The sequence below is a fragment of the Vibrio sp. 779(2023) genome (assembly GCF_033344285.1).
Lineage (GTDB): Bacteria > Pseudomonadota > Gammaproteobacteria > Enterobacterales > Vibrionaceae > Vibrio > Vibrio alginolyticus.
On sequence record NZ_JAWPOM010000002.1, the window covers coordinates 274,066 to 296,558 of the forward strand.

The window sequence follows — 22,493 nt, forward strand, 5'->3', positions numbered from 1 at the left end:
GTGGGAAAACCAGTGCTAATTAACCTTTGTTAATGAGTATGAGCTCAAAACAAAGTAAAGTCAGTCACTCTATTCTCATTACGGATAACAACATGCTCACTTGGATTACTTTGCCCTTTGCTCAGCTAACAACCACACAGCTGTATGAAATGATGAAATTGCGTGTGGATGTATTCGTTGTTGAACAAACCTGCCCTTACCCTGAACTTGATGGTAAGGACACGCTGGAAGGCGTTTATCATCTAATAGGCTATCACGGTGATGAACTGGTTGCTTGCGCAAGATTACTGCCCGCAGGCACGACGTATGACAATGTGAGTATTGGTCGAGTGGTGACAAAGCAGACCGCGCGAGGCGGTGGCTTAGGTCATAAGTTATTGGACAAGGCCTTGGTACAATGCGAAACATTATGGCCAGGACAGACAATAGATATAGGTGCTCAAGAACACCTCATCCAGTTTTATGCTAGTCATGGATTCAAGGTTATCTCAGAGTGCTATCTTGAAGATGGTATCCCTCATGTGGATATGCGGAAAGAGTCCGTAGCGCTATAAGCTTCAACTCGATTGGTTACTATGAAAACTAATCGCTATGAAAAACTGACTAAAAAGACGCGATATCTTCGCGTCTTTTCATTTGAAGCGTTTACTTGTTACGTCCAAAGGTCCCATCCGATAAACGGAAAAACATAACGGACCGCCCGCTTTTTTCCAGCTGTAGCATATCTAACTCACCTTCGTCACTAAGCTTAAAGCGAATCAACTGTCCCTGCTTTATTTGGCTTAGCGGCTTATCACTGCCTTCTATTTTGACCAGAGCGCTAAGATCCGCCATAGAGAGCTGATTACTTCTGAAAACCTGCGCTAATGTATCACCATTTTTAACCGTGTACTCTTTCCAGTCTTCAGATTTCGGTCCAGAGTTCTGAGAGGTTCTCTGCTGGCTTAAACTCTGCGCGTTCAGCTCAATCGCTACGCGTTGATGATCGACCTCAGTCTGCTCAACTGGCTGGTCTGTTTTATTAGGCAAAGGAATAACAAGGAGTACCAGAATCAATGGCACTAAGACCATCAAAGCACGCTGATGAAATTTAGGCAGACGCAACCAAAACTGCTTAACAGGCTGTATACGCTCCAACCATTGCTCTTTGTTGAACGGCTGCTTCCAGTCGATAGCAGCGAATTTTTGTTTAACCAATTCGACATAGTCGACTTGCTGCTTTTTCTTTCTGCGACGATTCATTGTAATGAGTCCCTTAATACTTCTACGGCCAGTATAAAAATACCGACGCGGAGAGTATATGTTTTTCACCAAACTAAAATGGAATTGGGATTAAATTAGCAGAAATTTCACTTGGAGTAAGAGATAAGTCACAACCTGGCCGCCTCAATTAAGCATTCGGTCGCAATCATTTAAACCTAAGCTCGAAACTGATATCCTGTTACCTTTATCACTCCTAATAAGAGCGACATTCATGTCTGAAATTAAATTTGAAACTGCAGAACAAAAAGCAAGCTACGGCATTGGTCTGCAAATGGGTCAGCAACTTGCAGGCTCTGGTCTTGAAGGTCTTAGCGTTGATGCTATCGCAGCAGGTATTGCAACCGCACTAACTGGTGACATGCCATCAATCGAAATTGATGAAATCAACAAAGCACTACAAGAACTTCACACTCGTGCAGAAACAGCTCGCCAAGAAGCAGCAAAAATTGCGGCAGCAGAAGGCGAAGCGTTCCTAAAAGACAACGCTCTACGACCTGAAGTTAACGTTCTAGACTCTGGTCTTCAGTACGAAATCATTTCTGAAGGTACTGGTGCAGTTCCTACAGCAGAAAGCTCAGTTCGCGTTCACTACCACGGTGAGCTAACTGACGGTACTGTATTCGATAGCTCTGTATCTCGCGGTCAACCTGCTGAATTCCCTGTTACAGGTGTAATCAAAGGTTGGGTAGAGGCACTACAACTAATGCCTGTTGGCTCTAAGTGGAAGCTATACGTACCACAAGATCTTGCGTACGGTGAGCGTGGCGCTGGTGCGGCTATCCCTCCATTTGCAGCTTTAGTTTTCGAAGTAGAACTATTAGATATTATCTAATTGAAACCATTTTCAATTATGATTAAATAAAACGGCGCACTAGCGCCGTTTTTTTGTCTAAACTGAATAGACTTTCTCACCTCTGAACCTTTCACTCTGATAGCCTTTAAAAATAAAATCACTTTTAAAAAACGCTCAACCTTTGGAGGTACTATGCGTAAAACACTCCTAACTCTAGCACTCCTATCAATCAACATTGGTAGTGCGCACGCATTCTTAGATTCAGTCACTCAAAAAAGTAAAGAAAGTGGCCTGATGGACATGGTCGGCAGCAGCTTGAACACCGAGTCATCTCCATTAACAGACATGCTAACTAGCCAATTACCAGTATCCACTGAGCAAGCAGCCGGAGGCAGTGGTGCGCTACTCGCTTTGGCTCAAAGCCAGCTTTCGCAAGAAAATAGTAGTGAATTACAGTCTTTGATTCCTGGACTTTCAAACTTGCAAGGAGCACAAAGCTTACTAGGAAATATTGAGAATATCAGTGCAGTCAAAAGTGCATTCGATACGTTAGGTTTAGACCCATCTATGATCAGTCAGTTTGCTCCAGTCATCTTGGATTACTTGAACAAGCAAGGCGCTAGCGAAGGGCTTCTAAGTTCGTTGGGCGGGTTGTGGAATACTAGTAAATAAGCGTAAGTGATAATCACTTTTTAAATTGCCAGTCTGCATGGGTTGAAATAAATGCAGGCTGGATATAAAGGTTTACTGAATTACAGATACAAAAAAGCCGAGCTAATGCTCGGCTTTCTCGTTCTTACGAACTGATTACTCAGCAGCTTCTTCAGCAGCTGGGCGATCTACAAGCTCAATGTAAGCCATTGGAGCTTTATCACCAGCACGGAAGCCAGCTTTTAGGATACGAGTGTAACCGCCCTGACGAGCAGCAAAACGTGGACCTAGTTCGTTAAATAGTTTTGCAACTACTTCGTTGTCACGAGTACGTGCAAATGCTAGACGACGGTTAGCAACACTGTCAGTCTTAGCTAGTGTAATCAAAGGCTCAACTACGCGACGTAGCTCTTTTGCTTTTGGCAAAGTAGTCTTGATAACTTCATGACGTACTAGAGAGCTAGCCATGTTGCTGAACATCGCTTTGCGATGTGAGCTGTTGCGGTTGAGTTGACGACCACTCTTACGATGGCGCATGACCTAATCCTTCTAACTAGTATCGATTAATCTTCAGCGATTGATGCAGGTGGCCAGTTTTCTAGGCGCATACCCAGAGACAGACCACGTGACGCAAGTACGTCTTTAATCTCAGTAAGAGATTTTTTACCAAGGTTAGGCGTTTTAAGTAGCTCAACCTCAGTACGTTGTACTAGATCACCGATGTAGTGAATCGCTTCTGCTTTCAGACAGTTAGCAGAGCGAACTGTTAGTTCAAGATCGTCTACAGGACGCAGTAGGATCGGATCGAATTCTGGCTTCTCTTCCTTCTCCTCAGGAACTCGTACATCACGAAGATCTACGAATGCATCCAATTGTTCAGCTAGGATTGTAGCTGCACGACGGATTGCTTCCTCAGGTTCTAGAGTACCGTTTGTTTCCATATCGATAACAAGCTTGTCTAGATCAGTACGCTGTTCTACACGAGCTGCTTCTACAGCGTAGGCAATTTTGTCTACTGGGCTGTAAGTAGCATCTACTAGTAGGCGACCGATAGGACGCTCGTCTTCTTCGTTATGGATACGCGCAGAAGCTGGAACATAACCACGACCACGTTCAACTTTGATACGCATTGCGATCTCAGCGTTGTCATCCGTTAGGTGACAAATTACGTGTTCAGGGTTAGCGATCTCTACATCACCATCATGGGTGATGTCACCTGCAACCACAGGGCCCGAGCCTGATTTGTTCAAAGTAATGAACACTTCATCTTTGCCTTCGGCAACGCGCACAGCCAAACCTTTAAGGTTTAGAAGAATTTCAAGAATATCTTCTTGAACGCCTTCTTTCGTGCTGTACTCATGAAGTACGCCTTCAATTTCTACTTCTGTTACAGCACAACCTGGCATAGAAGATAGAAGGATGCGGCGAAGTGCATTACCCAGAGTATGACCAAAGCCACGCTCTAATGGCTCAAGAGTTACTTTTGCGTGAGTCGAGCTGATTTGTTCGATGTCAACTAGACGTGGCTTAAGAAATTCTGTTACAGAACCCTGCATTGTGTCCTCTCTTTAGTTTAAACCTTACTTAGAGTAAAGCTCGACGATCAATTGTTCGTTGATGTCAGCTGATAGATCAGAACGCTCAGGCATACGCTTGAATGTACCTTCCATCTTGCCACCATCTACTTCAATCCAAGTTGGTTTTTCACGTTGTTCAGCAACTTCTAGAGCAGCTTTGATACGAGCTTGCTGTTTAGCTTTCTCGCGAATAGAAACAACGTCATTAGCCGCTACTTTGAAAGAAGGAACGTTTACAACTTTACCGTTTACTAGGATAGCTTTGTGGCTAACTAGCTGACGTGCTTCTGCGCGAGTTGCGCCAAAGCCCATGCGGTAAACTACGTTATCAAGACGACCTTCAAGAAGCTGAAGTAGGTTTTCACCAGTGTTGCCTTTTAGGCGAGCAGCTTCTTTGTAGTAGTTACGGAATTGTTTTTCTAGAACGCCGTACATACGACGTACTTTTTGCTTCTCACGAAGCTGAACGCCATACTCAGATAGACGACCGCGACGAGCGCCGTGTACACCTGGTGCGTTATCAATTTTACACTTGGTATCGATCGCGCGAACACCAGACTTAAGGAATAAGTCAGTGCCTTCACGACGGCTAAGCTTCAGCTTAGGACCCAAATATCTTGCCATGATTCTTCTCCAATTGTCCTAGAAACGTTATACGCGACGTTTCTTAGGTGGACGACAACCGTTATGAGGGATTGGTGTAGCATCAACGATGTTTGTGATGCGGAAACCAGCGGCGTTTAGTGCACGAACAGTAGATTCGCGACCTGGACCAGGACCCTTAACCATAACTTCCAAGTTCTTTAGGCCGTATTCTTTAGCCATTTCAGCACAACGCTCAGCAGCAACCTGTGCAGCGAACGGAGTAGACTTACGAGAACCACGGAAACCAGAACCACCTGCAGTAGCCCATGCAAGAGCGTTACCTTGACGGTCAGTAATGGTTACGATTGTGTTATTGAAAGAAGCATGGATGTGCGCAACGCCATCTGCAACTTGCTTGCGTACGCGCTTACGAGCGCGAGTTGGTTGTTTAGCCATTGTACTCTACCTTCCCGATTATTTCTTGATCGGCTTACGCGGACCCTTACGGGTGCGAGCGTTGGTTTTAGTACGCTGTCCACGTAGTGGTAGACTGCGACGATGACGAAGACCACGGTAACAGCCAAGGTCCATAAGACGCTTGATGTTCATAGATACTTCACGACGTAGATCACCTTCTACAGTGTACTTAGCTACACCATCACGCAGTTGATCGATCTGCTCTTCAGTTAGTTCACTGATCTTAACATTTTCAGCAATACCCACTTCAGCTAGGATAGCTTGAGAGCGAGTTTTACCGATGCCGTAGATCGCTGTTAGAGCGATTACTGCATGTTTCTGATCAGGAATGTTAATGCCTGCTATACGGGCCATTATTCACTCCTAAGTGTTTCTATAAAAGAATTAGCCGCAGCAAAGCCCGTTATGGATACGCTGCGGAATACTACTTCTTTTGCACGCAAAAGGTAGGCCGAGGAATATACTCGACCCAACCTTCATTTTCAAGTAAAAATTTCTGCTAATTAGCCTTGGCGCTGTTTGTGCTTTGGCTCACTGCAAATCACGCGAACGACACCGTTACGCTTGATTACTTTACAGTTACGGCAGATTTTTTTAACGGAAGCACGAACTTTCATTGCTAAACTCCGTAAATGAAACTGAGTCTACCGCCGGATTAACGGCCGTAGCCTTTCAGATTCGCTTTCTTCAACACAGAATCATACTGTTGAGACATCAGATGAGTCTGTACCTGTGCCATAAAGTCCATAATTACAACAACTACGATTAGTAGCGATGTACCGCCGAAGTAGAAACGTACGTTCCACGCGACCATCATGAACTCGGGAATCAGACAGATAAAGGTAATGTACAGTGCACCAGCAAGGGTTAAACGTGTCATTACTTTATCAATGTATTTCGCTGTCTGCTCACCTGGGCGGATACCGGGTACGAATGCACCAGACTTCTTCAAGTTATCTGCTGTTTCACGCGGGTTGAAAACCAACGCCGTGTAGAAGAAACAGAAGAAGATAATTGCTGCTGCATAAAGCATTACATACAACGGTTGACCTGGGCTAAGAGCCAAAGACACGTCAGTTAACCAACCGAACGCGCTGCTCTCACCGTTTTGACCAAACCACTGAGCCAATGTTCCTGGGAACAAGATAATACTTGATGCAAAAATCGCTGGAATTACACCTGCCATGTTAATTTTAAGAGGCAAGTGCGAGCTTTGCGCAGCAAATACTTTACGACCTTGTTGACGTTTCGCATAGTTAACGACGATTCGGCGTTGACCACGTTCCATGAAAACAACGAAGTAAATTACTGCAAAAGCTAATACCGCGATTAGCAACAGAAGAAGTACATGCAATTCACCTTGACGCGCTTGCTCGATTGTTTGACCGATTGCAGAAGGCAATCCAGCAACAATACCTGCAAAAATCAGTATCGAAATACCGTTACCAATTCCGCGCTCTGTAATTTGTTCACCTAACCACATCAAGAACATGGTACCGGTTACTAAACTTACGGTAGCAATTAGCGTAAACATGGTTTGGTTGATAACAACCAGATTGTCGACCATGTTTGGTAGGCCAGTTGCAATACCTATAGCTTGGAAGGTTGCAAGTACAAGCGTGCCGTAGCGTGTGTATTGGCTTATCTTACGACGGCCTGCTTCACCCTCTTTTTTGAGTTCAGCTAACGCTGGATGAACTACAGTTAGCAATTGGACAACAATAGATGCCGAAATATACGGCATGATGCCCAATGCTAATATAGATGCACGCTCAAGAGCACCACCGGAGAACATGTTAAACATTTCAACGATGGTACCTTTTTGCTGTTCGAACAAATCGGCAAGTACAGCAGCGTCAATACCAGGAATCGGCACAAAAGAGCCGGCTCGGAATACTAAAAGTGCACCAATTACGAATAACAAGCGCGACTTTAGTTCACTTAAGCCGCTCTGAGCACTACGAAAATCTTGTCCTGGTTTCTTAGCCATCTGTACCTCGTTCCTCGAGATTATTCCTCGATTTTACCGCCTGCAGCTTCGATTGCAGCTTTAGCGCCTTTAGTCACACGTAGACCTTTAACAGTCACTGCTTTATTGATTTCACCAGAAAGAACAACTTTTACAAATTCGATGTTCTTAGTGATGATGTTAGCAGCTTTAAGACTGTTTAGATCAACTACGTCACCAGAAACTTTCGCTAGCTCAGCTAGACGAACTTCAGCAGACACTAGGCTCTTACGAGAAGTGAAACCGAATTTTGGTAGACGTTGTTTCAGAGGCATCTGACCGCCTTCGAAACCTGGACGAACACTGCCGCCAGAACGTGATTTTTGACCTTTGTGACCACGGCCACCAGTTTTACCTAGGCCTGAACCGATACCACGACCTACTCGCTTCGCAGAAGTTTTCGCGCCAGCAGCCGGTGCTAGAGTATTCAAACGCATTCTGATTACTCCTCAACTTTAACCATGTAGTAAACCTTGTTGATCATACCGCGAATACACGGAGTATCTTCAAGTTCTACTGTGTGGTTGATTTTACGAAGACCTAGACCGCGCAAAGTAGCTTTGTGCTTTGGCAGACGACCAATTGAGCTTTTAGTTTGAGTTACTTTAATAGTTGCCATGGTGTTCTTACTCCGAAATAGATTCAACAGTTAGACCACGTTTAGCAGCAACCATTTCTGGTGACTTCATGCTACCTAGTGCATCGATCGTTGCACGAACGATGTTGATAGGGTTCGTAGAACCGTACGCTTTAGATAGTACGTTGTGTACACCAGCAACTTCTAGTACTGCACGCATCGCACCACCTGCGATAACACCAGTACCTTCTGCAGCAGGCTGCATGTAAACTTTAGAGCCCGAATGGCGACCTTTCACTGGGTGGTGAAGAGTGCCTTCGTTTAGAGCGATCGTAGTCATGTTACGACGCGCTTTTTCCATTGCTTTTTGAATCGCTGCAGGTACTTCACGAGCTTTGCCGTAACCGAAACCTACACGACCGTTACCGTCACCAACTACTGTTAGTGCAGTGAAGCTCATGATTCGACCACCTTTAACCGTTTTAGAAACACGGTTAACTGCGATTAGCTTTTCTTGCAAATCATTCGCTTGAACTTGTTGTTCTTTAGCCATCTTCCAACCCTACCTTAGAATTTCAGACCAGCTTCGCGAGCAGATTCTGCTAGCGCCGCTACTCGACCGTGGTATTGGAAACCAGAACGATCAAATGCAACTGCAGTTACGCCCTTCTCTAGAGCGCGCTCAGCAATAGCTTTACCCACTGCTTTAGCTGCATCAACGTTACCAGTGTATTTCACTTGCTCACGGATCGCTTTTTCTACAGTAGAAGCTGCTGCGATAACCTCAGAGCCGTTAGCCGCGATAACCTGTGCGTACACGTGACGAGGAGTACGGTGTACAACTAGGCGAGTCGCACCCAGTTCTGCAATCTTACGACGTGCACGTGTAGCACGACGGATGCGAGATGCTTTCTTATCCATAGTGTTACCTTACTTCTTCTTAGCTTCTTTAGTACGCACATTTTCATCTGCGTAACGAACACCTTTGCCTTTGTATGGCTCAGGCTCACGGTAAGAACGAATGTCAGCCGCAACTTGACCAACTAGTTGCTTGTCAGCACCAGTGATCACGATTTCAGTTTGGCTTGGACATTCAGCTTTAATACCCGCTGGCAACTCGTGCTCAACTGGGTGTGAGAAGCCTAGTGTTAGACCTACAGCGTTGCCTTTGATAGCAGCACGGTAACCTACACCTTTAAGAGTTAGCTTCTTAGTAAAGCCTTCAGTAACACCAACAACCATGTTGTTAACTAGAGCGCGAGCAGTACCTGCTTGAGCCCATGCGTTAGCAACACCTTCTTTAGGACCGAAAGTCAGGTTATTTTCTTCCTGAGCGATTACAACTGCGTTGTTAAGAACGCGAGTTAGTTCGCCTTTCGCACCTTTTACAGTGATTTCTTGGCCGTTTAGTTTCACCTCTACGCCAGCTGGAATAGCGACAGGTGCTTTTGCAACACGAGACATAGTCTACTCCTTATTAAGCTACGTAAGCGATGATTTCACCACCAAGACCTGCTTTACGTGCAGCGCGGTCTGACATAAGACCCTTGGAAGTAGAAACGATAGCAATACCAAGACCACCCATTACAGAAGGAAGTTCATCTTTCTTCTTGTAAACACGTAGACCTGGACGAGAAACACGTTTAAGTTGCTCGATTACTGGTTTAGCTTGGAAGTACTTAAGTGTAACTTCTAGCTCAGGTTTTGCTTCGCCTTCAACAGCGAAGTCAACGATGTAACCTTCAGCTTTTAGTAGTGCAGCAATTGCAACTTTAAGCTTTGAAGAAGGCATTTTTACAGCAACTTTGTTTGCTGCCTGACCGTTACGAACACGGGTCAGCATATCCGAAATCGGATCTTGCATGCTCATATGATTTACTCCAAATGATTAAGTGGCAATTACCAGCTAGCCTTACGAAGACCCGGAATCTCGCCTTTCATGCAAGCTTCACGAACCTTAATACGGCTTAGACCGAACTTACGTAGGTAACCGTGTGGACGACCAGTTTGGTTGCAACGGTTGCGCTGACGTGATGCACTTGAATCACGTGGAAGAGATTGCAGTGTAAGAACCGCGTTCCAACGATCTTCTTCAGATGCGTTTACATCGCTGATGATAGCTTTTAGCGCTGCACGCTTTTCAGCGAACTTAGCTACTAGCTTCGCACGTTTTGCTTCACGTGCTTTCATTGAATTTTTAGCCATAACAGTAACCCTTCACCTTACTTACGGAATGGGAAGTTAAAGGCAGCCAGCAGAGCACGGCCTTCCTCATCAGTACCAGCAGACGTCGTAATAGTGATGTCTAGACCGCGTACTCGATCAACTTTATCAAAGTCGATTTCCGGGAAGATGATTTGCTCGCGAACGCCCATGCTGTAGTTACCGCGACCGTCAAAAGACTTAGCGCTAACACCACGGAAGTCACGTACACGTGGAAGAGCGATGTTAATTAAACGCTCAAGAAAATCCCACATACGTTCGCCACGCAAGGTTACTTTACAACCGATAGGGTAGCCTTCACGGATTTTGAAACCTGCAACAGATTTGCGCGCTTTTGTGATAAGTGGCTTTTGACCAGAGATCGTTGCCATATCAGACGCTGCATTTTCTAGCAGTTTCTTATCGTTGATTGCTTCACCAACACCCATGTTTAGGGTGATTTTCTCGATTCTAGGGACTTGCATGACGCTTGTGTAACCGAACTGTTTGGTCAGTTCAGCGACTACAGACGACTTGTAGTAATCATGCAGTTTCGCCATAGTAGAACTCCAAATTACTTCTATTAGTTAGAAACGGTTTCGCCGTTAGACTTGAAGAAACGAACTTTTTTGCCGTCTTCAAAACGGAAACCGATACGGTCAGCTTTACCAGTAGCTGCGTTAAAGATAGCCACGTTAGAAACGTCGATAGCTGCTTCTTGCTCTACGATACCGCCTTGGATACCCATAGCTGGAACAGGTTTCTGATGTTTCTTAACTAGGTTGATACCTTCAACGATAACTTTACCAGTTGCTAGAACCTTAGTTACTTTACCTTTCTTGCCTTTGTCTTTACCAGCAAGAACGATTACTTCGTCATTACGACGGATTTTAGCTGCCATTTCTACGTGCTCCTTACAGAACTTCTGGAGCCAGTGAAACGATCTTCATGAACTTATCGCCACGAAGTTCGCGTGTCACAGGACCAAAGATACGTGTACCGATTGGTTGCTCAGTATTGTCGTTTAGCAATACGCAAGCATTTCGGTCGAAGCGAATGACAGAACCGTCAGGACGACGTACGCCTTTACGGGTGCGCACTACCACCGCCTTCAGAACATCACCTTTTTTAACTTTACCGCGAGGGATTGCTTCCTTCACAGTAACTTTGATGACGTCACCGATATGTGCATAACGGCGGTGAGAGCCACCCAGAACCTTAATACACATTACGCTGCGTGCGCCTGAGTTATCAGCTGCGTCCAGCATACTTTGCATTTGGATCATGTTAGTGCTCCGCTAAATATTAATAACTAGACCCATCACGGGTCGGGCTGCCTCTTTAAAAGGGACGCGAATTGTACCACCCTTTTTTGTGATTGGGTAGTCAAAAAATAAACGGCTCCAAAAATATTTTGGAGCCGCTTTAGTTTCATAGAATTAACGAGATTAAATCTTCGCCTTTTCTAGAACTTTTACCAAAGTCCAAGACTTAGTCTTAGACAGTGGACGACACTCTGCGATTTCAACTGTGTCGCCTAGGCCACACTCGTTGTTCTCGTCATGTGCGTGTACTTTAGTCGTACGTTTTACGTATTTACCGTAGATTGGGTGTTTTACGAAACGTTCGATAGCAACAGTGATAGACTTGTCCATCTTGTCGCTAACAACACGACCTTGTTGAGTACGTTTTACTTCGCTCATTATGCGCCTGCCTTCTCAGTCAAAACAGTTTTCACACGTGCGATATCACGGCGTACAGCTTTCAGAGTATGAGTTTGCTGTAGTTGACCAGTCGCAGCTTGCATGCGCAAGTTGAACTGTTCGCGTAGCAAATTCATTAGCTCAGCGTTAAGCTCTTCAACGCTTTTCTCGCGTAGATCTTGTGCTTTCATCACATCACCTGCTTAGTTACAAATGTAGTTTTGAAAGGCAGTTTACGTGCCGCAAGACGGAACGCTTCACGTGCCAATTCTTCAGGTACACCACCCATTTCGTACATAACCTTACCAGGTTGGATTTGGGCTACCCAGTACTCAACGTTACCTTTACCCTTACCTTGACGAACTTCAAGTGGTTTTTCTGTGATTGGTTTGTCTGGGAACACACGGATCCAGATTTTACCTTGACGCTTAACGTGACGTGTCATTGCACGACGTGCCGCTTCGATTTGACGAGCAGTTAGACGACCACGGCCAACAGCTTTAAGACCGAATTCGCCGAAGCTTACATCAGTACCTTTAGCTAGACCACGGTTACGACCAGTCTGAACCTTACGGAACTTAGTACGTTTAGGTTGTAGCATCTGTCGACTCCTTACTTACGGCCTTTACGCTGCTTCTTAGGCTTGTCGCCTTTAGGCTCTACAGCGTTAGCTGCTGGCATACCACCTAGGATTTCACCTTTGAAGATCCAAGTTTTAATGCCGATCACACCGTATTGAGTGTGAGCCGAAGAAGTTGCGTAATCAATGTCAGCACGTAGAGTGTGTAGAGGCACACGGCCTTCACGGTACCACTCTGAACGTGCGATTTCAGCGCCGCCTAGACGACCGCTTACTTCCACTTTGATACCTTTAGCGCCTAGGCGCATTGCGTTTTGTACTGCGCGCTTCATAGCACGACGGAACATAACACGACGCTCTAGCTGAGACGCGATGCTGTCACCAACAAGTTGCGCATCTAGTTCAGGCTTACGTACTTCAGCGATGTTAATTTGCGCTGGTACACCTGCAATTTTAGCTACAGCTGCGCGTAGCTTCTCAACGTCTTCACCTTTCTTACCGATAACAACGCCTGGACGAGCAGTGTGAATAGTCACACGGATGCTCTTAGCAGGACGCTCGATAACGATACGTGATAGAGACGCTTTTTTCAGTTCACTTGTAAGGAACTGACGTACCTTGAAGTCGCCGTCTAGGTTGTCAGCGAAATCTTTGGTGTTAGCAAACCATGTAGCATTCCAAGGCTTAACGATGCCTAGACGAATACCATTTGGATGTACTTTTTGACCCATTGCTTACTCTCCTAGTCTCTAGCGATCTGCTACAACAACAGTGATGTGGCTTGAACGCTTCAAGATACGATCCGCACGACCTTTAGCACGAGGCATAATACGCTTCATGGTTGGGCCTTCATCTACAAAGATTTTTGCGACATTCAGATCGTCAATATCTGCACCTTCGTTGTGCTCCGCGTTAGCGATAGCAGACTCTAGAACTTTCTTAACTAGTGCAGCAGCTTTTTTGTTGCTGAACGTTAGGATTTCTAGAGCTTGGTCAACAGATTTACCACGGATTAGATCCGCAACTAAGCGAGCTTTCTGAGGCGAAATGCGAGCAAAGTTATGTTTAGCAATTGCTTCCATTATCTACTCCTTAGCGCTTCTTAGCTTTCTTATCCGCAGCGTGACCGCGGTAAGTACGTGTTGGTGCGAATTCACCCAGTTTGTGACCGATCATTTCATCAGTTACAAATACTGGTACGTGCTGACGACCATTATGGACAGCGATGGTCAAACCGATCATCGTAGGGATGATCATTGAACGACGGGACCAAGTCTTAATAGGCTTTTTGTCTCCGCTTTCCACCGCTTTCTCTACCTTCTTCAGCAAGTGTAGGTCAATAAAAGGACCTTTCTTGAGAGAACGTGGCATGGCGATTCCTCTTTATATAGATTACTTGTTACGACGACGTACGATGTACTTGTCAGTGCGTTTGTTCTTACGAGTCTTGAAGCCTTTAGTAGGCATACCCCAAGGAGATACTGGGTGACGACCACCAGAAGTACGACCTTCACCACCACCATGTGGGTGGTCAATCGGGTTCATTACAACACCACGAACCGTTGGACGGATACCGCGATGACGTGATGCACCTGCTTTACCAAGTTCACGTAGCATGTGCTCAGAGTTACCAACTTCACCGATTGTTGCACGGCCTTCAGAAAGAACTTTGCGCATCTCGCCAGAACGTAGACGGATAGTTACGTACGCACCGTCGCGAGCAACGATTTGAGCGTAAGCACCAGCCGAACGAGCTAGCTGACCACCTTTACCAGGCTTAAGTTCAACGTTATGTACTGTTGAACCTACTGGGATATTACGCATTGGTAGAGTGTTACCAGCTTTGATTGGTGCATCAACACCAGACTGAATAACATCACCAGCTACAACACCTTTAGGTGCTAGGATGTAGCGACGCTCACCGTCTTTGTAAAGAACTAGAGCAATGTTTGCGCTACGGTTTGGATCGTATTCAAGACGCTCAACTGTCGCTGGAATACCATCTTTAGTACGTTTGAAGTCAACTACACGGTAGTGATGCTTGTGACCACCGCCGATGTGACGTACTGTGATACGACCCTTGTTGTTACGACCACCGTTCTTAGAGTTTTTCTCTAGAAGAGGTGCGTATGGCTTGCCCTTGTGTAGGTCAGCGTTAACAACTTTAACAACGTGACGACGACCAGGGGAAGTCGGCTTACATTTAACAATAGCCATTTTTAACTACTCCTGTTATTCCGCGCCGCCAACGAAGTCAAGATCTTGACCTTCTTTCAAAGTAACGTACGCTTTCTTAACGTCGCTGCGGCGACCTTGGCGTAGACCTTGACGTTTGGTCTTACCCTTAGTGATAAGAGTATTTACAGACTTAACTTCAACTTCAAATAGCTTTTCTACAGCTGCTTTGATCTCTTTTTTAGTCGCATCTTTAGCTACTTTGAAAACGATAGTGTTCGCTTTCTCAGCTGCCATAGTTGCTTTTTCAGAGATGTGCGGTGCACGTAGAACTTTTAGGATACGCTCTTCAGTGATCATGCTAGCATTTCCTCTACTTGCTTAACTGCTTCTGCAGTCATTACAACTTTGTCAAACGCGATTAGAGATACTGGATCGATACCAGCAACATCACGTGCGTCAACTTTGTATAGGTTACGAGCAGCTAGGAATAGATTCTCATCTACTTCGCTAGTCACGATTAGAGCGTCAGTTAGCTCAAGCTCTTTAAGCTTAGCAACTAGCTCTTTAGTCTTTGGTGCTTCAACTGAGAAGTTATCAACAACGATTAGACGCTCTTGACGAACAAGCTCAGAAAGAATGCTCTTCATAGCACCACGGTACATTTTTTTGTTTACTTTTTGGCTGTGATCTTGTGGTTTCGCAGCAAAAGTAACACCACCTGTACGCCAGATTGGGCTACGGATTGTACCAGCACGCGCACGGCCAGTACCTTTTTGACGCCATGGCTTAGCGCCACCGCCAGAAACTTCTGAACGTGTTTTTTGAGCACGAGTACCTTGACGAGCACCTGCTGCGTACGCAACAACTACTTGGTGTACAAGAGCTTCGTTAAACTCACGTCCGAAAGTAGTTTCGGAAACAGTTAGTGCATCGGCACCTTTAACCATTAGTTCCATTACTTACTCCTGAGACGTTATGCTTTAACAGCTGGTTTAACGATCACGTTGCCGCCAGTTGCGCCTGGGACTGCACCTTTAATAAGAAGCAGGTTGCGCTCAGCGTCAACACGTACGATCTCTAGGTTTTGAGTCGTTACACGCTCAGCACCCATGTGACCTGCCATTTTCTTGCCTTTAAATACGCGACCTGGAGTCTGACATTGACCGATAGAACCAGGAGCACGGTGAGACAATGAGTTACCGTGAGTCATATCTTGAGTACGGAAGTTCCAACGCTTAACAGCGCCTTGGAAACCTTTACCCTTAGATGTACCAGTAACGTCTACTTTCTTAGTTTCGTTGAATAGTTCAACAGTTAGTTCTGAACCAACTTCGAACTCTTCGCCGTTTTCTAAACGGAATTCCCAAAGACCGCGACCAGCTTCAACGCCAGCTTTAGCAAAGTGACCTGCTTCAGCTTTGTTTACACGGTTAGCTTTCTTAGAACCAGCTGTAACCTGGATTGCTGCGTAGCCGTCAGTTTCAAGAGTTTTCACTTGAGAAACACGGTTAGCTTCAACCTCAACAACTGTTACTGGGATAGAAACGCCTTCTTCAGTAAATACGCGGGTCATGCCCACTTTACGACCGATTAGACCAATCATACTTCTAATCTCCCTTAACCTAGGCTAATTTGAACGTCAACGCCCGCAGCAAGGTCTAGACGCATTAGAGCATCAACAGTCTTGTCTGTTGGCTCAACGATGTCGATTAGACGCTTGTGAGTACGGATTTCGTACTGGTCACGTGCTTTCTTGTTAACGTGTGGAGAGATAAGAACTGTGAAACGCTCTTTACGAGTTGGCAGTGGGATTGGACCACGAACCTGTGCGCCAGTGCGCTTAGCTGTTTCAACGATTTCCGCTGTAGAAGCATCGATTAGTTTGTAATCGAAAGCTTTTAGGCGGATACGGATACGTTGGTTCTGCATGAGACAGAGCTCCAAATTTAATAAATTACACAAACAATATCGCCACTCAAACTCGTCGAGACGAGAGAATGCCGATTGATTTATGTGAAACCGTAGCATCCAAGATTAGGACGCATTGTCAGTTAATTTTCGATTAACTATCCCTATATGCCAAAGTCACCTTTGAGGATAGTTTTTCCGAAGAAAAGATAGCTAATTGTATTAACCGCGAACATAAGCTGAGTATACATTACCTCACAAATCCTTAGATTTGCTCGCTCCTCACTGCTCATTGGTTCACAACTGGCTTAACCAGTGCGCTGCATTATACAGATCACACTTTAGGTTGCAAGCGCTGAGTGAAAAATAATCGGGAATATTCCAAACCCCATACATTCCTCTTCGCTTGGTAGCCATTAAAACAAAAAGGACGCCGAAGCGTCCTTTTCTAAACTGTAATCGTAATAGCGGCTGCTATTATTTCTTACCGCTTGATAGTGCACCGAAACGCTTGTTGAAGCGATCAACACGGCCGCCTGTATCAACGATACGTTGCTTACCAGTGTAGAATGGGTGACACTTGTCACATACGTCTAGGTGGATAGACTCTTTACCTAGAGTAGAGTTGAACTCAAAAGAGTTGCCGCAAGAACAAGTCGCTTTTACTGCTTTGTATTCTGGGTGGATACCAGCTTTCATGGGATAACCTCAATAGTAGGCCGTGTCGCTATACGAATCTAAGCCGCACACCACACGCAATTAATAATAAAATGGGATACCGCATCAACTAATTGCCGAAGCCATATCTCAAGGCGCGATATAGTAAAGAATCACATTGCTCGGATCAACACATTTGGCAACTTTTTCGCCACTTTTTTAGCCAGACTAATCATAGAGGCACGATTCACGCTGAATCGCATTGCTTTACTCGAATTTCCATACCGATTTTAATAGACTCTCATTTCCTTTCCCTCTTTTTTAATAGCTAAGAATTTATGCGTCCAACCATTGCTAGAGTGGCATTACCCGTTCCGCTCGACAAACAATTTGATTACGCCATTCCGGGGCATCTGTTTCCGATCATTGGTGGACGCGTTTCCGTGCCTTTTGGACGCCAAACCTTAGTCGGCATCGTCACCGCAATGGTTAATCACTCGGACTTTCCCAAAGATCAACTCAAGCCAATCAAAGCAGTTCTTGATTCTCAGCCGATATGGTCTGAAAAGCTTTATTCGTTGCTGACTTGGTGCAGCCAGTTCTACCAATACCCACTTGGAGATACGCTACACAATGCGATGCCAGCAGCTCTACGTAAAGGAAAGCCTGCAGATTTTGCGACGCTACAAGAGTGGCAAATTACCGAATCCGGTAAAGACAAGCTGATGCAAGGGCTTGATCGTCGAGCGGTCAAACAACAGAAGGTCTTGCAAATGTTGGTTAACGGCGCTTTGCCTCACCAGGAATTTGTCGACCGAGAGATAGCCTCAACAGTACTAAAGTCTTTAGAAGAGAAAGGCTGGATTGAACGTATCGAGAAGAAGCCTGTAATCACCCAGTGGGGACAGCACGTTGAATGCGACGTCGAGAAGCCAAAGCTCAACCACGAACAAGCGCTGGCTATTGCGAGTGTAAATAGCCAAACAGGTTTTGCCTCCTATTTATTAGAAGGCGTCACGGGCTCAGGTAAGACAGAAGTGTACCTCAACCTAATCAAGCCGGTCTTAGAGAAAGGTAAACAAGCCTTGGTTTTAGTACCAGAGATTGGCTTAACACCACAAACCATCAACCGCTTTAAACGCCGTTTTAATGTGCCAGTTGACGTCATCCACTCCGGGTTAAACGAGACGGAGCGTCTGAATGCGTGGCTTTCTGCACGCGACAAAGCGGCCGGAATCATTATCGGCACACGCTCTGCCCTACTCGCGCCTTTTGCTGATCTCGGGATTATCATTGTGGACGAGGAACATGACACCTCTTACAAACAGCAAGATAGCTTGCGTTATCATGCACGCGATGTTGCTGTAATGCGCGCTCATAAAGAACAAGTTCCGATTGTTCTGGGCTCAGCCACACCTGCACTGGAGACATTGCACAATGCCTTGTCAGGCAAGTATCACCATTTAACACTAACCCAACGAGCTGGCTCTGCCGTGCCAACCACCAATAAAGTGTTAGATGTAAAAGGTCAGTATTTAGAAAGTGGCTTATCTGCCCAACTGATTGCCGAGATGCGCAAGCATTTAAAAGCTGGCAATCAAGTAATGTTGTTTCTTAACCGCCGAGGCTTTTCGCCCGCTTTGATGTGCCATGAATGCGGTTGGATTGCAGAATGTAAACGCTGTGATGCGTACTATACGTTCCACCATTACAGCAACGAAATACGCTGCCATCACTGCGGCTCACAACAACCGGTGATTCATCAATGTCAGGGGTGTGGTTCAACCCAATTGGTTACCGTCGGCGTAGGAACGGAACAACTCGAACAACAATTGGCTCAGTTATTTCCAGAATACAACGCCATTCGCATCGACAGAGACAGCACACGTCGCAAAGGTAGTTTGGAAGATGCCCTTGAATCGATTCGCAAAGGTGAACATCAAATTCTGATTGGCACCCAAATGCTGGCTAAGGGGCACCATTTTCCAAATGTAACGCTCGTTGCTCTTTTGGATGTTGATGGCTCTCTCTATAGTAGTGACTTCCGCGCTTCCGAGCGACTAGCGCAGTTGTTTATTCAGGTCGCAGGTCGTGCCGGCCGCGCAAGTAAACCTGGCGAGGTTATCCTACAAACCCACCATCCTGAGCACAGCTTGCTGCAAGCCCTGCTTCAAAAAGACTATCGCCACTTTGCTATGACTGCTCTGGAAGAACGCAAACTGGCTCAGCTTCCGCCTTATAGTTTCTTGACTCTGTTTAAAGCAGAGGCGAACCAAAGTGAGGTAGTTGAAGACTTCCTGCGTCAGGTTCGCTTTACGTTAGAGTCACACCCTCTGTTCGATGATTCCTGCATGGTGTTAGGCCCTACTCCTTCACCTTTGGCCAAGCGGGCTGGTAAATACCGTTGGCAACTATTACTGCAAACTCAGCATCGTTCATTGATGCAAAAGTTATTAACCAGTGCCAAACCTGCTATTGAGTTGTTGCCAAATGCTAAGAAAGTACGCTGGAATTTAGACATAGAACCACAAGATCTCAGCTAGCAAACGTTTAACTATGTAATGAATTACCATTTAATGTGACCAGAATCACACCAAGATTACAATTTTTGTTAAACAGACCGTAACTTTCACTTTAGAAATGAATAGACTATCCAAATTAGAAAAGTCTAAAGTGACTTGTTTGCACAGGCTTAGATTAAAACAATGACTATTCCCACAAATTGATATCGCGGTGAAGAATCCATTTTCCCACTCGTTAACACGAACTGAGCGAAGAGCAAACACAGCTCTAACTCGGTTTGATTACTCTGATTTCAAACCGGAATAACGTCATCTTGGCAAAAAATAAATGAGAGGTTAAAACTATGGCGACAATGAAGGATGTTGCCCAGCTTGCGGGAGTGTCTACGGCTACGGTATCTCGAGCCTTAATGAATCCAGAGAAAGTCTCTTCTTCTACAAGAAAGAGAGTAGAAGATGCCGTACTTGAAGCGGGTTATTCTCCAAACTCATTAGCGCGTAACTTACGTAGAAACGAATCAAAAACCATTGTTACTATCGTTCCCGACATCTGTGATCCTTATTTTTCTGAAATTATTCGCGGTATTGAAGATGCAGCCATGGAACATGGTTATCTAGTCCTGCTGGGCGATAGCGGACAACAGAAGAAACGCGAAAGCTCTTTCGTTAACCTCGTATTTACTAAGCAGGCAGATGGAATGCTACTGCTTGGTACAGATCTACCATTCGATGTCAGTAAGCCAGAGCAAAAGAACTTACCTCCGATGGTAATGGCGTGTGAATTTGCGCCTGAACTCGAGCTTCCGACAGTACATATTGATAACCTGACCTCTGCATTTGAAGCGGTGAATTACCTGACCCAATTAGGTCATAAACGCATTGCTCAAATCTCTGGACCAGATACAGCAATATTGTGTCAGTTCCGCCAGCAAGGCTACCAACAAGCCCTGCGCCGTGCCGGCATCAATAAAGATCCACAATATAGTGTCATTACTGAGTTTTCTTTTGATGGCGGAGCAAAAGCCGTTCGTAAACTGCTCGAATTGCCAGAACCACCAACGGCTATTTTCTGTCACTGTGACACAATGGCCATCGGCGCAATTCAAGAAGCGAAAAAGCTTGGCTTACGAGTACCGCAAGATCTCTCTGTTGTGGGCTTTGATGACATTAACTTCGCTCAGTACTGCGATCCACCGTTGACCACCATCTCTCAACCTCGCTATGAGATTGGTCGACAAGCGATGCTAATGATGCTCGAGATGTTAAAAGGCCACGACGTGCATTCAGGCTCGCGTCTGCTTGAAACTAATCTCGTCATTCGTGGAAGTGCAGCGCCACCACAGCGCCCTTAACCTGAAGGTTAGGTATTCATCCCCAAAGCGGTGCTAAGGCGCCGCTTTTTTATTTACCCCTCCTGCTTTTTGTGTATCCCTGAATAAATGTAAGTGAGAACGGAAACACACTCCTACACTCGGGCGTTGTCGCGCTTTAGCTATCAAGATTCTATCAATAGGGTGTTTTCTCAACTCGTTCTGGATTAACATATTTGCAAGAATCCTTGATGACCAGAAATAACCGTGGCAAATAGAGATTATGTAAGACGGGGGCGAGGCGCCCCAAAAAAGTCGACAAAAAAACAGCCGCCGAGAAGAAAAAAACCTTGGCGCAGTGGCCTGCTCGCTATCTTGCTCGTGGGCGGTTTTGGCTATGGTCTTTACCTTTTGAGTAGCGACCCAGAACCTAAACAACCCGTCGTGAAGCAGCCAACAACCACTGTAAGCAAACCAAAGCCGAAAAAAGACTTGCCGCCACCACCAGAAGAAAAATGGGAATATGTTGAGTCACTACCGAAACGTGAAGTTGAAGTTGTGGCCAAAGAAATTGAAGTTTCTAAAATTCCTTACATCATGCAGTGTGGCGCGTACAAAACCCAGGCACAAGCGGAAGAGCGCAAGCTTGCAATCGCGTTCCAAGGGATGTCGAGCAAGATTCGTAAGAAAGAAGGCAGTTCATGGTATCGCGTGGTGCTAGGTCCGTATAAGTTCAAACGTGATGCAGAACGTGACCGTCATAAACTGCAACGCGCGAAAATCGAGCCGTGTGCGATTTGGAAAGAAAATCTTTAAACTCAGGCCCTAGGAGCTAAGATCCTAGGGCCTTTCTTTTTGCCCCCTTGAATCCCCATTTCTCCTCCCCCATATACTGAATTAAATCCAAAGAGAAATAATCAAGAGGTCGACTGTGACTACCATTGTATCTGTACGTCGAAATAATAAAGTCGTCATCGCGGGTGATGGCCAAGTATCTCTAGGCAATACCGTAATGAAAGGTAATGCGCGCAAAGTTCGCCGCCTATACAACAACCAAGTACTAGCGGGCTTTGCCGGCGGTACTGCGGATGCCTTCACCCTTTTTGAGCGCTTCGAAAGCAAACTGCAAATGCACCAAGGTCACCTAACCAAAGCGGCAGTTGAGCTAGCCAAAGACTGGCGTAGCGATCGTGCTTTGCGCAAGCTCGAAGCCTTACTTGCGGTTGCCGACGAAACCGCATCGTTAATCATTACCGGTAATGGTGATGTCGTACAGCCAGAACACGACCTGATTGCGATTGGCTCTGGTGGTGCTTACGCACAAGCTGCCGCAACCGCCCTACTAGAAAACACAGATCTAGATGCTCGTGAGATCGCGGAAAAAGCTCTCAATATCGCGGGTGACATTTGTGTCTTCACTAACCATCACCACACGGTAGAAGAGCTAGACTCAACAGCAGAGCCTGAAAAACCAACCGCGTAATCGTAACGAAGTAAGGAAA

The 22,493-nt window shown here is 45.6% G+C and carries 37 protein-coding genes; 7 read left to right on the plus strand and 30 right to left on the minus strand.

Translation table 11 applies throughout. The features are described from left to right. Nucleotides 1-92: 92 nt before the first annotated feature. On the plus strand, nucleotides 93-554 hold the full coding sequence (locus R8O70_RS03810) for a GNAT family N-acetyltransferase (RefSeq protein ID WP_062730763.1): 462 nt from the start codon (nucleotides 93-95) through the stop codon (nucleotides 552-554). Nucleotides 555-645: 91 nt separating this feature from the next. Here the strand turns inward: R8O70_RS03810 and R8O70_RS03815 are convergent, their stop codons facing one another. After that, nucleotides 646-1,242: a LysM-like peptidoglycan-binding domain-containing protein gene (locus tag R8O70_RS03815; RefSeq protein WP_017820296.1), complete on the minus strand. Its 597-nt coding sequence runs from the start codon at nucleotides 1,240-1,242 to the stop codon at nucleotides 646-648. 232 nt (nucleotides 1,243-1,474) lie between these two features. Here R8O70_RS03815 and R8O70_RS03820 point away from each other — a divergent pair, with 232 nt between their 5' ends. Together R8O70_RS03820 and R8O70_RS03825 are read left to right on the plus strand one after the other, a co-directional pair. Then, nucleotides 1,475-2,095: an FKBP-type peptidyl-prolyl cis-trans isomerase gene (locus R8O70_RS03820; protein WP_005383137.1), complete on the plus strand. Its 621-nt coding sequence runs from the start codon at nucleotides 1,475-1,477 to the stop codon at nucleotides 2,093-2,095. Nucleotides 2,096-2,248: 153 nt separating this feature from the next. Further along, nucleotides 2,249-2,728: a DUF2780 domain-containing protein gene (locus tag R8O70_RS03825; protein WP_017820297.1), complete on the plus strand. Its 480-nt coding sequence runs from the start codon at nucleotides 2,249-2,251 to the stop codon at nucleotides 2,726-2,728. A 135-nt stretch (nucleotides 2,729-2,863) separates the two neighbouring features. Here the strand turns inward: R8O70_RS03825 and rplQ are convergent, their stop codons facing one another. The 29 genes from rplQ to rpmE form a co-directional block, all read right to left on the minus strand. Further along, nucleotides 2,864-3,244, minus strand: coding sequence for a 50S ribosomal protein L17 (gene rplQ, locus R8O70_RS03830; protein ID WP_005383141.1), 381 nt, complete (start codon nucleotides 3,242-3,244; stop codon nucleotides 2,864-2,866). A 26-nt stretch (nucleotides 3,245-3,270) separates the two neighbouring features. After that, nucleotides 3,271-4,263: a DNA-directed RNA polymerase subunit alpha gene (locus R8O70_RS03835; protein ID WP_005383143.1), complete on the minus strand. Its 993-nt coding sequence runs from the start codon at nucleotides 4,261-4,263 to the stop codon at nucleotides 3,271-3,273. 24 nt (nucleotides 4,264-4,287) lie between these two features. Further along, the gene (gene rpsD, locus R8O70_RS03840) at nucleotides 4,288-4,908 is read right to left on the minus strand and encodes a 30S ribosomal protein S4 (protein ID WP_005383146.1); all 621 of its coding nucleotides are present in this window, start codon (nucleotides 4,906-4,908) and stop codon (nucleotides 4,288-4,290) included. Nucleotides 4,909-4,935: 27 nt separating this feature from the next. Next, nucleotides 4,936-5,325 carry a 30S ribosomal protein S11 gene (gene rpsK / locus R8O70_RS03845; protein ID WP_001118870.1) on the minus strand — a complete coding sequence of 130 codons (390 nt, stop codon included), beginning with the start codon at nucleotides 5,323-5,325 and terminating at the stop codon, nucleotides 4,936-4,938. 18 nt (nucleotides 5,326-5,343) lie between these two features. Beyond that, entirely contained in the window at nucleotides 5,344-5,700 is a 357-nt protein-coding gene (gene rpsM / locus R8O70_RS03850; RefSeq protein WP_005383154.1) for a 30S ribosomal protein S13, read from the minus strand. A gap of 149 nt (nucleotides 5,701-5,849) precedes the next feature. Then, a complete protein-coding gene (gene rpmJ / locus R8O70_RS03855; protein WP_000868186.1) occupies nucleotides 5,850-5,963 on the minus strand; it encodes a 50S ribosomal protein L36 in 114 nt (37 codons plus the stop codon). 38 nt (nucleotides 5,964-6,001) lie between these two features. Then, on the minus strand, nucleotides 6,002-7,336 hold the full coding sequence (gene secY, locus R8O70_RS03860) for a preprotein translocase subunit SecY (protein ID WP_005379562.1): 1,335 nt from the start codon (nucleotides 7,334-7,336) through the stop codon (nucleotides 6,002-6,004). 20 nt (nucleotides 7,337-7,356) lie between these two features. Further along, complete coding sequence (gene rplO, locus R8O70_RS03865) at nucleotides 7,357-7,791, minus strand: 50S ribosomal protein L15 (protein WP_005383155.1); 435 nt, start codon at nucleotides 7,789-7,791, stop codon at nucleotides 7,357-7,359. A 5-nt stretch (nucleotides 7,792-7,796) separates the two neighbouring features. After that, nucleotides 7,797-7,973, minus strand: coding sequence for a 50S ribosomal protein L30 (gene rpmD / locus R8O70_RS03870; protein WP_005379565.1), 177 nt, complete (start codon nucleotides 7,971-7,973; stop codon nucleotides 7,797-7,799). Between the two features lie 7 nt (nucleotides 7,974-7,980). Next, nucleotides 7,981-8,484, minus strand: a complete 504-nt coding sequence (gene rpsE, locus R8O70_RS03875) for a 30S ribosomal protein S5 (protein ID WP_004745894.1) — start codon at nucleotides 8,482-8,484, stop codon at nucleotides 7,981-7,983. Nucleotides 8,485-8,498: 14 nt separating this feature from the next. Next, the gene (gene rplR / locus R8O70_RS03880; protein WP_005379568.1) at nucleotides 8,499-8,852 is read right to left on the minus strand and encodes a 50S ribosomal protein L18; all 354 of its coding nucleotides are present in this window, start codon (nucleotides 8,850-8,852) and stop codon (nucleotides 8,499-8,501) included. A 9-nt stretch (nucleotides 8,853-8,861) separates the two neighbouring features. Then, nucleotides 8,862-9,395 carry a 50S ribosomal protein L6 gene (rplF, locus tag R8O70_RS03885; RefSeq protein ID WP_005379570.1) on the minus strand — a complete coding sequence of 178 codons (534 nt, stop codon included), beginning with the start codon at nucleotides 9,393-9,395 and terminating at the stop codon, nucleotides 8,862-8,864. Nucleotides 9,396-9,408: 13 nt separating this feature from the next. Next, nucleotides 9,409-9,801 (minus strand): 30S ribosomal protein S8, encoded by a 393-nt coding sequence (gene rpsH / locus R8O70_RS03890; protein WP_005379572.1) that lies wholly within the window; start codon nucleotides 9,799-9,801, stop codon nucleotides 9,409-9,411. Nucleotides 9,802-9,830: 29 nt separating this feature from the next. Beyond that, a complete protein-coding gene (gene rpsN / locus R8O70_RS03895; protein ID WP_004410442.1) occupies nucleotides 9,831-10,136 on the minus strand; it encodes a 30S ribosomal protein S14 in 306 nt (101 codons plus the stop codon). A gap of 17 nt (nucleotides 10,137-10,153) precedes the next feature. Then, the gene (rplE, locus tag R8O70_RS03900; RefSeq protein ID WP_005379573.1) at nucleotides 10,154-10,693 is read right to left on the minus strand and encodes a 50S ribosomal protein L5; all 540 of its coding nucleotides are present in this window, start codon (nucleotides 10,691-10,693) and stop codon (nucleotides 10,154-10,156) included. Nucleotides 10,694-10,716: 23 nt separating this feature from the next. Then, the gene (gene rplX, locus R8O70_RS03905) at nucleotides 10,717-11,034 is read right to left on the minus strand and encodes a 50S ribosomal protein L24 (RefSeq protein WP_005379574.1); all 318 of its coding nucleotides are present in this window, start codon (nucleotides 11,032-11,034) and stop codon (nucleotides 10,717-10,719) included. 13 nt (nucleotides 11,035-11,047) lie between these two features. Continuing rightward, entirely contained in the window at nucleotides 11,048-11,419 is a 372-nt protein-coding gene (gene rplN / locus R8O70_RS03910) for a 50S ribosomal protein L14 (RefSeq protein WP_004410450.1), read from the minus strand. Between the two features lie 162 nt (nucleotides 11,420-11,581). Next, nucleotides 11,582-11,836: a 30S ribosomal protein S17 gene (gene rpsQ / locus R8O70_RS03915; protein ID WP_005379575.1), complete on the minus strand. Its 255-nt coding sequence runs from the start codon at nucleotides 11,834-11,836 to the stop codon at nucleotides 11,582-11,584. After that, nucleotides 11,836-12,027, minus strand: a complete 192-nt coding sequence (rpmC, locus tag R8O70_RS03920; protein ID WP_005379576.1) for a 50S ribosomal protein L29 — start codon at nucleotides 12,025-12,027, stop codon at nucleotides 11,836-11,838. The genes rpsQ and rpmC overlap by 1 nt, the downstream gene beginning before the upstream one ends. Continuing rightward, on the minus strand, nucleotides 12,027-12,437 hold the full coding sequence (gene rplP / locus R8O70_RS03925; protein WP_005379577.1) for a 50S ribosomal protein L16: 411 nt from the start codon (nucleotides 12,435-12,437) through the stop codon (nucleotides 12,027-12,029). Before rplP ends, rpmC begins: the two co-directional genes overlap by 1 nt. An 11-nt stretch (nucleotides 12,438-12,448) precedes the next feature. Continuing rightward, on the minus strand, nucleotides 12,449-13,147 hold the full coding sequence (rpsC, locus tag R8O70_RS03930; RefSeq protein WP_005383161.1) for a 30S ribosomal protein S3: 699 nt from the start codon (nucleotides 13,145-13,147) through the stop codon (nucleotides 12,449-12,451). Between the two features lie 18 nt (nucleotides 13,148-13,165). Then, nucleotides 13,166-13,498 (minus strand): 50S ribosomal protein L22, encoded by a 333-nt coding sequence (gene rplV / locus R8O70_RS03935; protein ID WP_005383164.1) that lies wholly within the window; start codon nucleotides 13,496-13,498, stop codon nucleotides 13,166-13,168. A 10-nt stretch (nucleotides 13,499-13,508) separates the two neighbouring features. Further along, a complete protein-coding gene (gene rpsS / locus R8O70_RS03940) occupies nucleotides 13,509-13,787 on the minus strand; it encodes a 30S ribosomal protein S19 (RefSeq protein ID WP_004394525.1) in 279 nt (92 codons plus the stop codon). 21 nt (nucleotides 13,788-13,808) lie between these two features. Then, entirely contained in the window at nucleotides 13,809-14,633 is an 825-nt protein-coding gene (gene rplB, locus R8O70_RS03945) for a 50S ribosomal protein L2 (RefSeq protein ID WP_005383168.1), read from the minus strand. Between the two features lie 15 nt (nucleotides 14,634-14,648). Then, nucleotides 14,649-14,951 carry a 50S ribosomal protein L23 gene (gene rplW / locus R8O70_RS03950; protein ID WP_004398471.1) on the minus strand — a complete coding sequence of 101 codons (303 nt, stop codon included), beginning with the start codon at nucleotides 14,949-14,951 and terminating at the stop codon, nucleotides 14,649-14,651. Continuing rightward, a complete protein-coding gene (gene rplD / locus R8O70_RS03955; protein WP_005379556.1) occupies nucleotides 14,948-15,550 on the minus strand; it encodes a 50S ribosomal protein L4 in 603 nt (200 codons plus the stop codon). Before rplD ends, rplW begins: the two co-directional genes overlap by 4 nt. A 17-nt stretch (nucleotides 15,551-15,567) precedes the next feature. Continuing rightward, a complete protein-coding gene (gene rplC, locus R8O70_RS03960; protein ID WP_005379555.1) occupies nucleotides 15,568-16,197 on the minus strand; it encodes a 50S ribosomal protein L3 in 630 nt (209 codons plus the stop codon). 14 nt (nucleotides 16,198-16,211) lie between these two features. Then, complete coding sequence (gene rpsJ, locus R8O70_RS03965) at nucleotides 16,212-16,523, minus strand: 30S ribosomal protein S10 (protein ID WP_004410492.1); 312 nt, start codon at nucleotides 16,521-16,523, stop codon at nucleotides 16,212-16,214. Nucleotides 16,524-16,979: 456 nt separating this feature from the next. Continuing rightward, a complete protein-coding gene (gene rpmE, locus R8O70_RS03970) occupies nucleotides 16,980-17,201 on the minus strand; it encodes a 50S ribosomal protein L31 (RefSeq protein WP_005379546.1) in 222 nt (73 codons plus the stop codon). A gap of 296 nt (nucleotides 17,202-17,497) precedes the next feature. Between rpmE and priA the strand changes: the two genes are divergently transcribed. The 4 genes from priA (at nucleotide 17,498) to hslV (ending at nucleotide 22,474) form a co-directional block, all read left to right on the plus strand. Further along, complete coding sequence (gene priA, locus R8O70_RS03975; RefSeq protein WP_104978730.1) at nucleotides 17,498-19,702, plus strand: primosomal protein N'; 2,205 nt, start codon at nucleotides 17,498-17,500, stop codon at nucleotides 19,700-19,702. A gap of 323 nt (nucleotides 19,703-20,025) precedes the next feature. Then, nucleotides 20,026-21,033, plus strand: a complete 1,008-nt coding sequence (cytR, locus tag R8O70_RS03980) for a DNA-binding transcriptional regulator CytR (RefSeq protein ID WP_005379543.1) — start codon at nucleotides 20,026-20,028, stop codon at nucleotides 21,031-21,033. A gap of 225 nt (nucleotides 21,034-21,258) precedes the next feature. Beyond that, the gene (ftsN, locus tag R8O70_RS03985; RefSeq protein WP_017820300.1) at nucleotides 21,259-21,807 is read left to right on the plus strand and encodes a cell division protein FtsN; all 549 of its coding nucleotides are present in this window, start codon (nucleotides 21,259-21,261) and stop codon (nucleotides 21,805-21,807) included. Nucleotides 21,808-21,922: 115 nt separating this feature from the next. Further along, nucleotides 21,923-22,474 (plus strand): ATP-dependent protease subunit HslV, encoded by a 552-nt coding sequence (gene hslV, locus R8O70_RS03990; protein WP_005379541.1) that lies wholly within the window; start codon nucleotides 21,923-21,925, stop codon nucleotides 22,472-22,474. Nucleotides 22,475-22,493: the final 19 nt, after the last annotated feature.